The sequence below is a fragment of the Sporosarcina sp. NCCP-2331 genome, assembly GCF_023707945.1.
Lineage (GTDB): Bacteria > Bacillota > Bacilli > Bacillales_A > Planococcaceae > Sporosarcina > Sporosarcina cascadiensis.
The window spans coordinates 125,602-139,513 of sequence record NZ_BRCD01000007.1 but is presented as its reverse complement, the minus strand read 5'-3'; the positions used below and the strand labels follow the sequence as shown (position 1 = coordinate 139,513).

The 13,912-nt window shown below is 43.6% G+C and carries 15 protein-coding genes; 5 read left to right on the top strand and 10 right to left on the bottom strand.

All coding sequences use genetic code 11. The features are described from left to right. Nucleotides 1–263 precede the first annotated feature (263 nt). On the bottom strand, nucleotides 264–1,136 hold the full coding sequence (locus NCCP2331_RS06100) for a nucleotidyltransferase-like protein (protein WP_309296360.1): 873 nt from the start codon (nucleotides 1,134–1,136) through the stop codon (nucleotides 264–266). A gap of 156 nt (nucleotides 1,137–1,292) precedes the next feature. On the opposite strand from NCCP2331_RS06100, the gene NCCP2331_RS06095 reads away from it, so the two are divergent. Further along, entirely contained in the window at nucleotides 1,293–1,661 is a 369-nt protein-coding gene (locus NCCP2331_RS06095; RefSeq protein WP_153722097.1) for a YgzB family protein, read from the top strand. A gap of 32 nt (nucleotides 1,662–1,693) precedes the next feature. On the opposite strand, the gene perR is transcribed toward NCCP2331_RS06095, so the two are convergent. From perR to bcp, 3 genes are all read right to left on the bottom strand, one after another. Then, nucleotides 1,694–2,140 carry a peroxide-responsive transcriptional repressor PerR gene (gene perR, locus NCCP2331_RS06090; protein ID WP_153722098.1) on the bottom strand — a complete coding sequence of 149 codons (447 nt, stop codon included), beginning with the start codon at nucleotides 2,138–2,140 and terminating at the stop codon, nucleotides 1,694–1,696. Nucleotides 2,141–2,262: 122 nt separating this feature from the next. After that, nucleotides 2,263–3,207, bottom strand: a complete 945-nt coding sequence (locus NCCP2331_RS06085; RefSeq protein WP_153722099.1) for a D-2-hydroxyacid dehydrogenase — start codon at nucleotides 3,205–3,207, stop codon at nucleotides 2,263–2,265. Nucleotides 3,208–3,209: 2 nt separating this feature from the next. Beyond that, nucleotides 3,210–3,689, bottom strand: a complete 480-nt coding sequence (gene bcp, locus NCCP2331_RS06080; protein WP_251669270.1) for a thioredoxin-dependent thiol peroxidase — start codon at nucleotides 3,687–3,689, stop codon at nucleotides 3,210–3,212. A gap of 173 nt (nucleotides 3,690–3,862) precedes the next feature. Here bcp and NCCP2331_RS06075 point away from each other — a divergent pair, with 173 nt between their 5' ends. After that, a complete protein-coding gene (locus NCCP2331_RS06075; RefSeq protein WP_251669268.1) occupies nucleotides 3,863–5,152 on the top strand; it encodes a glutamate-1-semialdehyde 2,1-aminomutase in 1,290 nt (429 codons plus the stop codon). Nucleotides 5,153–5,225: 73 nt separating this feature from the next. Then, on the top strand, nucleotides 5,226–6,305 hold the full coding sequence (locus NCCP2331_RS06070; protein ID WP_153722102.1) for an FUSC family protein: 1,080 nt from the start codon (nucleotides 5,226–5,228) through the stop codon (nucleotides 6,303–6,305). 44 nt (nucleotides 6,306–6,349) lie between these two features. Here the strand turns inward: NCCP2331_RS06070 and NCCP2331_RS06065 are convergent, their stop codons facing one another. From NCCP2331_RS06065 to mutY, 4 genes are all read right to left on the bottom strand, one after another. Further along, nucleotides 6,350–8,092 (bottom strand): ABC transporter ATP-binding protein, encoded by a 1,743-nt coding sequence (locus tag NCCP2331_RS06065; protein WP_251669266.1) that lies wholly within the window; start codon nucleotides 8,090–8,092, stop codon nucleotides 6,350–6,352. A 53-nt stretch (nucleotides 8,093–8,145) separates the two neighbouring features. Then, nucleotides 8,146–8,688: a nucleoside tri-diphosphate phosphatase gene (ntdP, locus tag NCCP2331_RS06060; protein WP_153722104.1), complete on the bottom strand. Its 543-nt coding sequence runs from the start codon at nucleotides 8,686–8,688 to the stop codon at nucleotides 8,146–8,148. A gap of 200 nt (nucleotides 8,689–8,888) precedes the next feature. Then, the gene (locus NCCP2331_RS06055; protein WP_153722105.1) at nucleotides 8,889–9,215 is read right to left on the bottom strand and encodes a gamma-type small acid-soluble spore protein; all 327 of its coding nucleotides are present in this window, start codon (nucleotides 9,213–9,215) and stop codon (nucleotides 8,889–8,891) included. Nucleotides 9,216–9,286: 71 nt separating this feature from the next. Further along, complete coding sequence (gene mutY, locus NCCP2331_RS06050; RefSeq protein ID WP_153722106.1) at nucleotides 9,287–10,333, bottom strand: A/G-specific adenine glycosylase; 1,047 nt, start codon at nucleotides 10,331–10,333, stop codon at nucleotides 9,287–9,289. Between the two features lie 112 nt (nucleotides 10,334–10,445). Here mutY and NCCP2331_RS06045 point away from each other — a divergent pair, with 112 nt between their 5' ends. After that, complete coding sequence (locus NCCP2331_RS06045) at nucleotides 10,446–11,429, top strand: metal-dependent hydrolase (RefSeq protein WP_153722107.1); 984 nt, start codon at nucleotides 10,446–10,448, stop codon at nucleotides 11,427–11,429. 274 nt (nucleotides 11,430–11,703) lie between these two features. On the opposite strand, the gene NCCP2331_RS06040 is transcribed toward NCCP2331_RS06045, so the two are convergent. Both NCCP2331_RS06040 and recX read right to left on the bottom strand, forming a co-directional pair. Beyond that, nucleotides 11,704–12,036 (bottom strand): YfhH family protein, encoded by a 333-nt coding sequence (locus tag NCCP2331_RS06040; protein ID WP_153722108.1) that lies wholly within the window; start codon nucleotides 12,034–12,036, stop codon nucleotides 11,704–11,706. Continuing rightward, a complete protein-coding gene (recX, locus tag NCCP2331_RS06035; protein ID WP_153722109.1) occupies nucleotides 12,026–12,838 on the bottom strand; it encodes a recombination regulator RecX in 813 nt (270 codons plus the stop codon). Before recX ends, NCCP2331_RS06040 begins: the two co-directional genes overlap by 11 nt. Before the next feature lie 93 nt (nucleotides 12,839–12,931). Here recX and NCCP2331_RS06030 point away from each other — a divergent pair, with 93 nt between their 5' ends. Then, the gene (locus NCCP2331_RS06030; protein ID WP_251669264.1) at nucleotides 12,932–13,828 is read left to right on the top strand and encodes a TIGR01777 family oxidoreductase; all 897 of its coding nucleotides are present in this window, start codon (nucleotides 12,932–12,934) and stop codon (nucleotides 13,826–13,828) included. Nucleotides 13,829–13,912: the final 84 nt, after the last annotated feature.

The window sequence follows — 13,912 nt, the reverse complement described above, 5'->3', positions numbered from 1 at the left end:
GTGTCACCAGAGTGCACAAACTGTATTTCGTTAACGTTTTGCTGTTCAGTTTTCAAGGTTCATTTGGTTTGTCCTGCAAAAGCGACTTCTCTAATCTACCATATCTTCTTTACGCTCGTCAAGCATTTTTTAAAATGTTTTTTTTGAGCGTGTTGCGCGCTGTAAGTTCGTTTCCCTCAAGCGACATTCATTATATTAACATGCTCTTGTTTCTAAAGTCAACAACTTTTCTAAAAAAGTTATAGAGCGATTGACAAACCGCTCTACAATACATTTCTTCCTCTTATTGACCTGTACTGTCTATGATACAGCAACTCATTTTTTGAAGGTATACAAATAATTTCAATCAGTTGCTTATCCACCAGATACTCAATAAAAAACTCAAGGTTTGAGGAATACAGCGAAAGCTCTTGATAATCATACAGTTCCTGGATAGTCCAGGAATCTTTTTGGTCAAGTATATTCAACAGATGCTCTGAAGCTTCGTTGGTGTAGTTATGGATAAAAAATTCACTTGCCAGAAATACTAAGTCCAGCCGTTTCTCCAAATCTTCTTCGCTGCCTATCAATTCTTCATATAACTTATAAACGGAAGGATCTACTTTCTTCATTTGGGACCATGCAGTTTTCTCAGGCAGCGTATTATGCTTAATCGCAACCATTCTCGCCAGATACCGCAGACAATTCAGAGCGTTAATATAAGAATCCATGTATTGTTTTCTTTCAAAATGAATTTTCCCTTCATTATAAGCGCGAATCATTTTTGCAAGTTCCATCCCCATTTTTACGCTTCTGCCGAAAAGCGGTTCTTCAGACAGACGCTGTTTCAGACGTTCTGCATATTCATCTCTATCAAAATAAATCTTTCCTAAGATCAGCCAGTCGATGATTTTTTTATTCGTCCCTACCAGCAGCCAATGTGTTAATTGCTTCTCACTGATTGTATGCATTGCCGCTTTACGCTCTCCGTCAGTATAGTGCTTCGTTTGAATTGGCATTTCATTGTTGGAAGAGATAATGAAGAGAACCTCATCGAATGCATCTGTAATTGGATCATCCGTTCTTTGGTTTTCTATAAGAAGCACACTTAACGTATCTGTTTGACTTGCTCGCTCCTGGTATATCGGCCTTAACATTTGTTCCACATCTTCGCCTCCCAGTACTTTCTTGATCGTCTCGAATACTCTATTTCGACGATTTCACATAAAATCCTTTAATTAAAGAGAGTTTGTACTGCATTTATTTAAGAATATGATATATTAGGTGAGGATAGTGTGAGGAGGATATTTTAGATGAAACCATATAAAAATAAAATAAATCGCATCCGTTCATTTGCTTTGTCGCTCATTTTCATCGGAGTCGTCATTATGTATATCGGTATTTTCTTCCGTAAAAATGAAATTGTCATGCTGATTTTCATGTTCCTGGGTGTGCTCGCCATCATCGCAAGTACAGTTGTTTACGCTTGGATCGGAACTCTTTCCACGCGAGCCGTCAGAATTAAATGTCCGAATTGCGGTAAGCACACAAAAATGCTGGGCCGCGTGGATATGTGCGGGCATTGCCGTGAGCCGCTGACACTGGATCCAGAATTAGAAGGCAAAGAGTTTGACGTATCGTACAATAAAACAAAAATGCCTCATGATGAGTCATCAAAATAAAAAGAGTGCAGGCTCTATGAGCTGCACTCTTTTTATTTTGCTTCTGTTTGTTGGGCTGCTGCACATTCCGGACATGTACCGTAAACTTCCAAACGGTGTGAATTCACTTTAAATCCTGTTACATGTGCGGCCAGCCGTTCCACTTCCTCAAGACCCGGATGATGGAAATCAACAATTTTTCCGCAATCGTCACAAATAATATGGTAATGATCATGTGTAACAAAATCGAAGCGGCTTGAAGCATCCCCGTAGGTCAGCTCTTTTACAAGTCCGGAATTCTGAAATACACGTAAATTATTATAGACCGTTGCGACACTCATATTAGGAAAATCCGCTTCAAGTGCTTTGTAAATTTCATCTGCTGTCGGGTGAGTATGAGAAGTGATCAAATATTCAAGAATGGCATGTCTCTGCGGAGTGATTCTAACACCGCTTTCTTTCAATGTTACAAGCGCATCTTTCAAAACTATTCCCGGCATCGTAATGCACCTCACTTCATAAAGATTACTTCTTTATAATCATTATAATTAGTTTACTCAATGAAGGGTGCAAATGTCAACTTTTGTGCTGACTTTTATGAATTACATGCCATGAATACTTATCAATAGCCTTTGTCCAAATCCACCTGATTGATCAGTTTGCGATCTCCTGTCATCCATTTATCCAGATTCGTTTCCATAATATCAAGTGAACGTTTAATATACTGGCCCGATAAACTGGACATATGAGGTGACACCGTACAATTCGGAAGACTCCAGAGCGGGCTAACTTCAGGAAGCGGTTCTTCTTCGAAAACATCGAGAACAGCATGATGAATTTCATTGTTTTCTAATGCTTCCATAATAGTTTGAGTCTTCACGGCATCCCCTCTTCCGACATTCACAAAGATTGCGGATTCTTTCATCGCTTTGAAATGCTCAGGCTGATAAATCCATTTAGTTTCTTCAGTACTCGGCAAAATAGATATCACATAGTCTGCATCGGGGAGTCTGTCCAGCAGAGCCGGCATCTTAATTGTTTCATCCATAGATTCAACTTCATGACCCGAACGGTTGCAGCCGATTGTATGAACGCGGAACGCCTGCAGCAGTCTTCCAATTTCGCCGCCGATTGCGCCGGTTCCTACAATCAGTGCTGTCGAGCCATTTACTTCCCCGGGTATTTTATCGAGCTTCCACTTTTTTTCTGCCTGTCTTTCGTATATACCGGGCAGGCCTCTATCCAGTGATAAAAGATGAGCAAGCACCGATTCAGCCAGAGGAGCTTTATGGACGCCTCTTGAGTTTGTCACGATAACACCTTTTCTTTCCAACGCTTTCAGCGGCAAATCATTGACACCGACCGCTGCAACCATCACCCACTTCAGTTCCTCGGCTCTTTCGACGATCGCTTCAGTCAGGTCGCCTCCCTCTGTCGCAATCACGTCCGCATCTTCTATTGAAGCTTCTTCGATGGAAGACACATATACAAATTCTGCGTCAGGAAACCTCTGCTCGAGTTTTTCTTTAAAAGCAGATTTAATTCTGAATGTGAAAACAATCTTCATAGTCAGGCCTCCCCAATTAATTGCTGCAACGTTGCAAGCGCGTCTTCCACATGCCCCTTCACTCGAACTTTCCGCCACTCTTTTACTACTGTGCCGGTCGGATCGATCAGGAATGTTGAACGCTCAATTCCCATATATTCTTTACCGAAGTTCTTCTTCAATTTCCACACCCCGTATTGTTCAGCGACCGCATGATTTTCGTCGACAAGCAACGAAAACGGCAGACCATGTTTTTCAATGAACTTCTGGTGTGATGCTTCTTTGTCGGGACTGACGCCTAAAATCACTGCATTCAATTTTTCAAAGTCATTCATATTATCACGAAAATCACATGCCTCTGTCGTACAGCCAGGTGTTGAATCTTTCGGATAAAAATACAGCACCACATACTTTTCACCTTTAAAGCTCTCTAAAAAAACTTCTTTCCCATTTTCATTCGGCAAAGAGAATACCGGTGCATGCAATCCTTCCAATTTATCCATAGAAAATCCTCCTCAATAAGTAATGAAATGTTCATCTTCTAAACTTCTTTCACACTTATCGTAGCTGAAATACTTATACTTTTCAATTTACTGCAATAGGTTCTGAAGGTGGAGACTTAAGGGGGAATAGTGCTAAAATAGAGAGCGTATAATTGATTTGGAGGAATTCACTTATGAACCGTAAAAACTCAGAAGCAATCTACGCCGAAGCATGTGAACATATTGTCGGAGGCGTTAACAGCCCATCCCGCGGATACAAGGCAGTTGGCGGCGGAGCTCCCACTGTTATGGACCGCGCGCAAGGTGCTTATTTTTATGATGTAGACGGCAATCGATATATCGACTATTTAGGAGCGTACGGACCGATCATCACAGGACACGCACATCCTCATATTACAAAAGCAATCACAAAAGCGGCTGAAAACGGCGTATTATACGGAACACCAACCCGCCACGAAGTGAAGTTTGCCAAAATGCTGAAAGACGCGATTCCCGGAATGGACAAGGTTCGCTTCGTCAATTCCGGTACAGAAGCCGTCATGACGACAATTCGTGTTTCACGCGCCTTCACCGGACGTACAAAGATCATGAAATTCGCCGGCTGCTATCACGGCCACTCGGATCTCGTGCTTGTCGCTGCAGGTTCAGGACCAGCAACACTCGGTATTCCTGACTCAGCCGGGGTGCCTGCATCCATCGCCAAAGAAGTCATCACCATTCCATTTAACGATCCTGACAGTTACAGAGCCGCAATGGATCAATGGGGAGATGAGCTTGCTTGTATTCTAATTGAACCGATTGTCGGTAACTTTGGTATCGTAGAGCCGAATGAAGGTTTTCTTGAACTTGTTCATGAGTTAGCTGCCTCTAAAGGTGTGCTGACAGTCTACGATGAAGTCATAACTGCATTCCGTTTTCATTACGGCGCCGCACAAACCATGCTTGGTCTGCAGCCGGACTTGACGGCTTTCGGTAAAATCATCGGAGGCGGCCTGCCGATTGGCGCATATGGCGGCAAGAAAGAGATCATGGAACAGGTTGCCCCGCTCGGGCCTGCATATCAGGCAGGAACAATGGCTGGGAATCCAGCTTCTATTCTGTCAGGCATTGCCTGTCTCGAAGTACTGCAGGAGCCCGGTGTCTACGAAGAAATGGATCGACTCGGCGGTATCTTGGAAGAAGGAATTTTACAGCTGGCGAAGAAACACGGCATCAAAATGACGATTAACCGCTTAGGCGGCGCATTGACTCTCTTTTTCACAGATGTGACGGTTAATAACTATCAGCAGGCGGAAGATACGGACGGCGAGATGTTTGGACGTTTCTTCAAAGAAATGCTGAAAAACGGCATCAACCTTGCCCCTTCGAAGTATGAAGCATGGTTCCTGACTACTGCGCATACAGAAGAGGATGTAAAGGAAACATTGGAAGCCGTCGACCGTTCATTTAACGCAATAGCGTAACGAATGCATTGACCGTCTTGCAGCAATATTGTAAAGTAGCAAAAAAGAGCTTTTTCAGGAAAGGAATTACCCAATGAAACTTGGTGCCCGCGTCTTCAAAACGGGTATTGCGATTGTCATCGCCTTATTTATTGCACAATTACTGGAGCTGCCAACCGCAGTATTTGCAGGAATTGCAGCGATCTTCGCAATCCAGCCATCTATTTATAGATCGTATTTAACGATAGTGGAACAATTACAGGGGAATTTGATCGGCGCAACGGTGGCCGTTCTATTTACGCTGATTTTCGGTCCTCAGTTAATGATTGTCGGTTTGGCAGCCGTCATCGTCATGATCATCATGCTGAAGCTGGGTCTCGAAAAATCGATTTCACTCGCGCTTGTCACAATGATTGCTGTCATGGAAGTAAAAGGAGATGACTTCTTAACTTTCGCTCTCCTGCGGGTCGCCACTATTTTAGTCGGTGTACTTGCGGCATTTCTAGTGAATTTAATTTTTATGCCGCCTAAATATGAAACCAAACTTTTTCAGGCGATTCACCAGGCGCAAGATGAGATTATTCGTTGGACGCGTTTAGCCGGCCGACAGGCTTCTGAGCATTCGGCCACTAAAAAATCACTTAGCAAGCTGAAAGAACGTCTGATTCAGATCGATCAGCTGTATCTGCTGTTTAAAGAAGAACGCAGTTATTTCAAGAAAACTTCCGCTGCCAAAGCAAGGCGGCTTGTCGTCTACAGGCAAATGATTGCAACGACACGGAGCAGTTATGATGTGCTGAAAAGACTGCATGAATTTGAGAATGAACTGATCAATTTGCCTGAACACTTCAGAATGATGATTCAGGAACGTCTCGAAGCATTGCTCGTCTATCATGAGCAGCTTCATTTGAAATTCGTCGGCAAGCTGAAAGCAGACCGCGATGAATCCGAACTGCATAACGAATTTATTCAGCGCCAGGAAGTAATGGAGATTTTCGCCAAAGAAATCGCTATTACGAAAGAAGATGAAGAGTTTTCTGCCTATCATTTGCTCCATATCCTTTCTTCCATATTAAATTATGAAGAGCAGCTGGAGCATTTAGATACGCTAATGTCCTCTTATCAAACTCGCTATGAAGATGAAGAAAACACATTAGAAGATGAATTTTATTGAAAAACGCCGGTATGAGAAATTTCTCATACCGGCGTTTTTTCTAATTATCCCAGCTCTTGACGATTGAACAATCCAGCGTACGTCCCGTTCTTTTCCATCAATTCCCGGTGTGTTCCCGATTCTTTTAATTCGCCGTGGTCTATCACATAAATACAGTCTGCATGTGTAATAGTCGACAGACGGTGGGCTACGATCAGCGTCGTCCGTTCGTGTGCTAAACGATCAAGAGAATCCTGAATCAGCGCCTCACTTTCGAGATCCAGCGCAGATGTCGCTTCATCCAGGATCAGCAGTGCCGGATTTTTCAAAAATACCCTTGCAATTGCAATACGCTGTTTCTGCCCGCCAGATAATTTCACACCGCGTTCACCTACTCGTGTATCATAGCCTTCCGACAGCGCCTCAATGAATTCATGCGCGTTCGCAGCTTTAGCAGCTTCAATTACTTCTTCTTCTGTCGCTTCAGGCTTGCCCATCAAAATATTACTTTTGACAGAATCACTGAATAGAATCGAATCCTGCAGTACCATGCCGATCTGATCGCGCACGGATTTTACGGTTACATCCCGGATATCTTTGCCGTCAATGCGTATGGCACCGGAAGTAACATCGTAAAAGCGCGGAATCAAACTGATGATCGTCGACTTTCCTCCCCCACTCATCCCGACAAGGGCTGCAGTTTCTCCCGGACGAATTGTCAGGCTGATGTTTCTCAGCACTTCTTCTTCCTCATAAGCGAAAGAAACTTGATCGAACTGGATTTCTCCATCGATTGCCGGCAGCGATTTGGCATTTGCTTTATCCACGATATCGTACTCTTCATTCATCAAATCAAGCACACGGTCCATTGAAGCGAACGACTGTGTCAGTGAAGTGGATGCATTGACGAGTCTGCGGAGCGGAGAATAAAGTCGTTCAATGAATGCAATAAACGCAACCATAGTGCCGACAGATAAAGAGCCGTTGATTACTTGATAGCCCGCATAGCCAATAACGAGCAGCGGTGCGACGTCTGTAATGGTATTCACCACAGCAAACGCTTTTGCATTCCATCTCGTATGGTCAATCGCGCGTTCCAGAAAGTTATTATTGACTTCGTCAAAACGTTCCTGCTCTTTATCCTCAATTGCGAAACTTTTGATGATACTCATGCCCGCCACCCGTTCATGCAGATAACTCTGCACATCAGCAAGTGCCTGCGAGCGTTTGCGTGTCAATTCACGAAGTTTCCCAAAGAAGTGCTTGACGCTGAATGCGTAAAACGGAAATGCCAGCAGTGTCACAAGTGTCAGATTCACATCCAGGGTCAGCATGATACAGATGGCAATAATAATTGTGGCCAAGTCTAGCCAGACATTCATTAAGCCAATCATGACGAAGTTCTTTGTCTGCTCTACGTCATTGATCACTCTGGAGATGACTTCACCTGCCCGGGTATTCGAATAAAAACGCAGGCCCAGTTTCTGCAGATGCCCGTACAATGACTGACGGATATCAAATAGAATTTTATTACTGACAAGCTGTGCATAGTATTGTCGGTAATATTCCACAGGCGGCCGAATTAAAAAGAATAATATCGTTGTGCCGCCCAGCCAATAAAATAAGTATTTTGTTTTATCAGGATCGGACATCGTCGGTGAACCGATAATGTCGTCAATGACGATTTTCATTAATAGCGGCAGAAATAAAGGAATTGCAAATTTTACAACCCCGATGAAAACTGTGAAAATAATCTGCCAGTTATAAGGCTTTACAAATTGAAGATAGCGTTTAATACTTTCGCCCATATTGTGCCTCCTACAAAAAAACCTGACTCGCACAAAGGCAAGCAGGTTGTTCTTTACTCTTCCTGAAGCTGTTTATAAAACTCATACCGTGAAGTCCATACGTCGATGAAATCGGGTGCAAACGGACCTTTTCTCTGCTTGATCCAGCCCAGCAATTGCGTTAAGTTTGCTTGCAGGATCTGATCGATGACTTCCGGATAATTCATTTGGCGCTTATGATCGGCATACTCATCTTCGTCCAAAATCAAATAACTCATATCCGGGAACACTTTAACGTCTAAGTCATAATCAATATATTTCAAAGACTTTTCATCAAATACAAACGGTGAGCTCATGTTGACATAATAGTAAACGCCGTCTTCCCGCAGCATGCAGATGATATTAAACCAGTTTTCCGCATGAAAATAACAAATGGAAGGCTCACGCGTCAACCAAGTCCGGCCGTCTGATTCTGTCACAAGAGTTCGTTCATTTCCGCCAATGATAATGTTGCGGGTACCTTTTAAAACGAGCGTTTCCTGCCAGACACGGTGAATCTTGCCGTTATGTTTGTAGCTGTGAATCTGAATCGTTTCTCCTTCTTTTGGGATTGCCATTTTTTCTACCACCTTTGAGCCCAATGCCGCTGCCCTTGCTATCTGTTCATTATACCAACTGCTTTCCCAAATTTAAAACGATTCAACCAACTATTTCATATTTGCTTCATTTTCAAGGGACCGGAGAACGTTTTTATGTATAAGAAAACCGGTAGAAACGGCTTATATTAGCCATTTCTACCGGTCGGCGATGTCCATACTTACTCTGAACCTTTATATTGGTTCGCACGTGCACCCGAAGCATTCTGCTTATTGGCTTCTGCTTGACGGTTCTGCTCTTTTACATGATTCACATCTGTTTCAGATGCATATTCCTCATTCATGGATGACTGCATAGAAGAGGAAGCGGACTGCATTTTACCAGCAGACTGCGCATTTTGCTGACGGACCTGGTTCACGTCCGTTTCAGAAGCAAACTCTTCATTCATTGGCTGCTGCATAGCAGACTGCGCATTCTGTTGGCGCACTTGATTCGCATCTGTTTGAGATGGATCGTTCTGAGCATTGCGTTTTGGTTGCTTAGGCATGGATTATTCACCTCCGTGCCCCTTATGATGTCCACTGCACTCTTATTTATGCACTTAAAAACATGCAGTTTTTACCAATCAAGACTTTCGATGATTTTCAGGACAGGTTTAGGCTTTGCAAGTGCTTCAATTTGTTCTCTGCTGAAAAATGTCAGCTCTTCACTGATCGGCGTTCCGGCGGTTTGTGCCCGGTATGCGTCGATCTCCCACGTAATATGCGAGAAGACATGCACAAACTCGGTCGTTTTCGTTACGTTCCTCAGTGTAATGCCTGTTTGTGTTTCAAATGCTTCTGCAGCAGCAGTGTCCTCCAAGACGATCATAGGAAATTCCCATAGACCTGCCAGTAGACCTTTTCCCGGCCTCTTTTGCATAAGCCAATTACCTTCTTCATTTTGAACAGCAAATGCGCCGAGTTTAAGATGCTTCATTTTTTGTTTTTTACTCTTAATTGGCAGTTGCTGCTGTTTACCTTCCTCAAAAGCGATGCAATAGTCGCGAACCGGGCATAGTAAACAATGGGGATTCGGTGTACAGATCGTCGCGCCCAGTTCCATCAGTGCTTGATTGAAGGAAGAAGGATCTTCTTCAGAAATCAGCTCCATTACAGCCTGCTCGAATAATTTCTTATTTCGCGGCAGCGCAATATCTTCTTCAATCAATAAAATTCGTGAGAGCACGCGCATGACATTCCCGTCCACCGCGTGTTCCGGCACACCGTATGCAATACTCAGAATTGCCCCCGCCGTATAAGGTCCGACCCCTTTTAAAGCAGATATTTCTTTGCGGTTATCGGGCACAATGCCGCCATATGTCTCGACTACTTCCCTTACGCCTGACTGTAAATTCCGTACGCGCGAATAATAGCCGAGCCCTTCCCACATTTTGAGGATCTCTTCTTCTCCCGCACCTGACAGATCTGCCATAGTAGGAAACTTTTCAATAAAACGTTCATAATAAGGTATGACTGTCTCCACACGCGTTTGCTGCAGCATGACTTCAGATACCCAGATATAATAGGGATTATTCGTTCTTCTCCAGGGAAGATCTCTTTTTTCAGCTTGATACCATGTCAGCAAAGCCTGCTGGAATGCTTTCTTTTGTTCAATAATTTGCATAGCAACCTCACTTTTCAATTCTTATGCTTTTAGTTCTGAGGGAAAAGGGTATATAATTAATAGTAACTTCAGACATTTTTCGACTCTTTCTGTAAGGAAAAGGAGTGATGACTTGGATACAGGTACACATATTGCCATGGGCGTTGCCATCAGCGGACTGGCACTTGCCGATTATACGGTTGCAAATGACCCTTCCACAATGGGTGCAGTTTTTGCCGGTATCATGGTCGGTTCGCTAATTCCTGATATCGATACTGTATTGAAACTTCGAAATAACGCGGTTTATTTGCGTAATCACCGGGGAATTACCCATTCCGTTCCGGCGGTCATGCTGTGGCCACTGCTGATATCTATTCTGCTGACATTTATTGTGCCCGGCGCCGTATTCCTGCATGTATGGGCATGGACTTTTTTAGCAGTATTCATTCATGTCTTTGTAGATATCTTTAATTCATACGGCACGCAGGCGCTTAGGCCATTTTCACAAAAATGGGTGGCGATCGGCGTCATCAACACATTTGACCCAATTATTTTTGGGCTTCATGTAATTGCGATTTTAGCTTGGATTTTAGGAACGGATCCCGTTGTGACAATGGCCACATTATATATTGTAATCTTTTTCTATTATTTACTTCGCTTCGCTCTAAAAGGAGCTGTGAAACGCGCTGTCAAAAAAACTGTGCCCGGCGCTGCAGATATTTTCATTGCACCGACTATGAACTTCTTTCAGTGGCGTATAGCCGCTACAACTGACGTTGATCACTATGTAGGACGGGCTTATGGCCGTTCCATTACCATATACGATCGTTTTAAACGTGAACCGATGCCCGTTTCAAAAGAAGTTTCGGTCGCTTTGGAAGATCCGAATATGCAGGCGTTTGTATCCTTTTCGCCACTTTACCGATGGTCGGTCACACATAAAGGGGATGTGTGTGAAGTCCGTCTGATCGATTTGCGATACCGCAGTAAAGGCTACTATCCCTTCGTCGCCGTTGCGCATGTAGACGAAAATCTCGAGGTCGTGAATTCCTATACCGGCTGGATTTTTTCAGAAGACAAACTGCGCAAAAAGCTGAACTTTGCGCCGAATAATTAGAACACGCGGCTGTCCTGAAAGTTATAATGACTTTCGGGACAGCTTTTTCTAATGCAATAACTCCCGGCTGTCCAAGCAGACGCACCAAACTGTGGCAGAAACGATCCAAAGCTTGCAGTGAGCGCGCGTTTCCGCTGTCTTGCCGCACCAATCCAATCTTTAAACGAACCAAACTGACTGTCTAGCGGACCAATCCTATTACCCACCGTTAACAGTAAAAAATAAGAACTATCCAACAAGTCAGATGAAAATGACTTTCCGGACAGCCCCGTTCTTATTTTCCGCTCTTCACATCTTTCAGCATAGCAAGCGGCAAAGCTTCGATTGCCTTCTCTCCGCCTAAGCGATATCCCCAGGCAAATAAACCCTTTAAGTAATCGACCTGGAAAAAGACTCCTTCGTCTGCTTCAATCCGGTAGATTTCTCCCGGCTTGATCGTTGCAGGATCCACAAGATAGGACTGCACCAATACCGCTTTGCGCTGATGAACCGCATATTCACTGATCATGCCCATCTGTTCAGCCTTACGCGCTTTCTCCATCAGGACCCCAATTTCACTGCGCAGTTCATTTTCATTCATTTCGCTGTAGTGTTTTTCAGTATCCATCTTCTTCATTCCTTTTCTTTTCAATAAATAAATCGATTTGCGCGAGCGGTATGCCTTTTTGATACATTGACTGCTTGACGCGCTGACGCAAGTCTGAGCCCGAATATTTACTTTGATAGCGTCTCCAGGCTTTTTCACCAAAAGTTTCCGTAATATCAGACCATTCGTCTTCATCGCGCTCAATTGTCAGATTGCTCAGCACTTCCGAAATCTGCTGATAGGAAAAACCTTTTCTTGCCAGTGTGTTCTGTATTTTTTGCTTAACCTGCGCGGGCGGCTGCTGACTGTTCGAGCGCATCGTTTTCTCAGCAAGCTTCATCGCGTTCGCCATTTGATCTTCCATAGAATACTCCTCCAATGCTTGAGCTTGCAGTTCTTTGGGTATACCTTTCTTATAAAGGGATTGCTGAATAGCTCTCGGGCCTTTCAGCGTGCTGTTTTTTTCCGTCCGGACAAGCGCTTCCGAAAATGCTTCATCATTCAAAAAGCCCAGACGTTTCAATTTAACGATTGCTTCAAGGATCACAGCTTCCCCATACTCTTTTTCGAGAAGTTTCTTTTTGACTTCCATTTCACTGCGCATGCGGAAAGATAAAAAATGCAGTGCACGGTTAAAGGCTTTTTCAATTTGATCGGCATAGACAATTTCATCTGATGCCCAGTCGTCCAATTCCATGCCCTTTGTGAGTTCAAATTTCACTAAAACAGATTCATGGACACTGAATGCATACTGCTCATCGACGAAAATATTATAACGTTCGCTATCTCGTTTTTGTTGTGATATTTTGGTAATAAGCGGCACTTCTTCATCACCTACTTTGTCTTAGTATACCGCTTCTTTAGATGATGGTCAGCAATAGTGTATTAATTTCTTAGAGATTGGAGGGGAACTATTATGAAAGTGGCAATAACAGGAGGAACCGGATTTATCGGCAGCATATTGACTGCCAAACTTCAGCAAAAAGGACATGAAGTAATTATTTTGACACGCAAGCCTTCAACTGAACATGATGGCGTTCAATATGTCCAGTGGTTGACAGATCATGCAGCACCTGAGAATGAAATCGGCCACCTGGATGCAATTGTGAATTTAGCAGGTGTCTCCATTGATGAAGGTCGCTGGACTTCTGAGCGTAAAAAAGCGATCCATGATAGTCGGATTACAGCTACACAAGAGGTATTGCGGATTTTACGGACATTACCTAAAAAACCAATTGTCCTAGTCAATGCCAGCGCAATTGGTATTTATCCGCCGTCACTCACTGCGGAATATACCGATTCATCGACAGCCGTCGGCAATAACTTTCTAGCAAAGACTGTATATGATTGGGAAAACTTAGCTGAACACGCCGGCGATTTAGGTATACGTACGGTGTTCACTCGATTCGGGATTGTCTTAGGCAAACAAGGTGGCGCGCTTCCGTTGATCAAATTGCCTTATCAATTATTTGCTGGCGGTAAGATCGGAACAGGCAATCAGTGGTTCTCATGGGTCCATGTAGATGACGTCGCAAATGCCATTCTCTTTTCATTGGAGAACGAAACACTGGAAGGTCCGGTAAATGTTGTGGCACCGAGCCCTATGCATATGAATGCATTCGGCAAGACAATTGGGAAAGTATTAGGCAGGCCCCATTGGTTTCCAGTTCCTAGCTTCGCAATGGAGCTGGCACTGGGTGAAAAAAGCATTATTGTATTGGAAGGACAGCATGTGCTGCCGGCAAAATTGCTGAAAAACGGCTTTACATTTCAATTTCCTTCATTAGAACCTGCTTTAAAAGATTTAATATAGAACTTATTCTTTTTAGGAGATGCCGCTGCTGCATCTCCAGTCAGTTAATCGTCCATACATATTTACCGCCGTACAGCACATGCT

Excerpts from the sequence above, each read along its gene's own strand:
- NCCP2331_RS06100 (WP_309296360.1), bottom strand. The coding sequence starts at position 1,136 with ATGTTAAGGCCGATATACCAGGAGCGAGCAAGTCAAACAGATACGTTA.
- NCCP2331_RS06095 (WP_153722097.1), top strand. The coding sequence starts at position 1,293 with ATGAAACCATATAAAAATAAAATAAATCGCATCCGTTCATTTGCTTTG.
- perR (WP_153722098.1), bottom strand. The coding sequence starts at position 2,140 with ATGCCGGGAATAGTTTTGAAAGATGCGCTTGTAACATTGAAAGAAAGC.
- NCCP2331_RS06085 (WP_153722099.1), bottom strand. The coding sequence starts at position 3,207 with ATGAAGATTGTTTTCACATTCAGAATTAAATCTGCTTTTAAAGAAAAA.
- bcp (WP_251669270.1), bottom strand. The coding sequence starts at position 3,689 with ATGGATAAATTGGAAGGATTGCATGCACCGGTATTCTCTTTGCCGAAT.
- NCCP2331_RS06075 (WP_251669268.1), top strand. The coding sequence starts at position 3,863 with ATGAACCGTAAAAACTCAGAAGCAATCTACGCCGAAGCATGTGAACAT.
- NCCP2331_RS06070 (WP_153722102.1), top strand. The coding sequence starts at position 5,226 with ATGAAACTTGGTGCCCGCGTCTTCAAAACGGGTATTGCGATTGTCATC.
- NCCP2331_RS06065 (WP_251669266.1), bottom strand. The coding sequence starts at position 8,092 with ATGGGCGAAAGTATTAAACGCTATCTTCAATTTGTAAAGCCTTATAAC.
- ntdP (WP_153722104.1), bottom strand. The coding sequence starts at position 8,688 with ATGGCAATCCCAAAAGAAGGAGAAACGATTCAGATTCACAGCTACAAA.
- NCCP2331_RS06055 (WP_153722105.1), bottom strand. The coding sequence starts at position 9,215 with ATGCCTAAGCAACCAAAACGCAATGCTCAGAACGATCCATCTCAAACA.
- mutY (WP_153722106.1), bottom strand. The coding sequence starts at position 10,333 with ATGCAAATTATTGAACAAAAGAAAGCATTCCAGCAGGCTTTGCTGACA.
- NCCP2331_RS06040 (WP_153722108.1), bottom strand. The coding sequence starts at position 12,036 with ATGGATACTGAAAAACACTACAGCGAAATGAATGAAAATGAACTGCGC.
- NCCP2331_RS06030 (WP_251669264.1), top strand. The coding sequence starts at position 12,932 with ATGAAAGTGGCAATAACAGGAGGAACCGGATTTATCGGCAGCATATTG.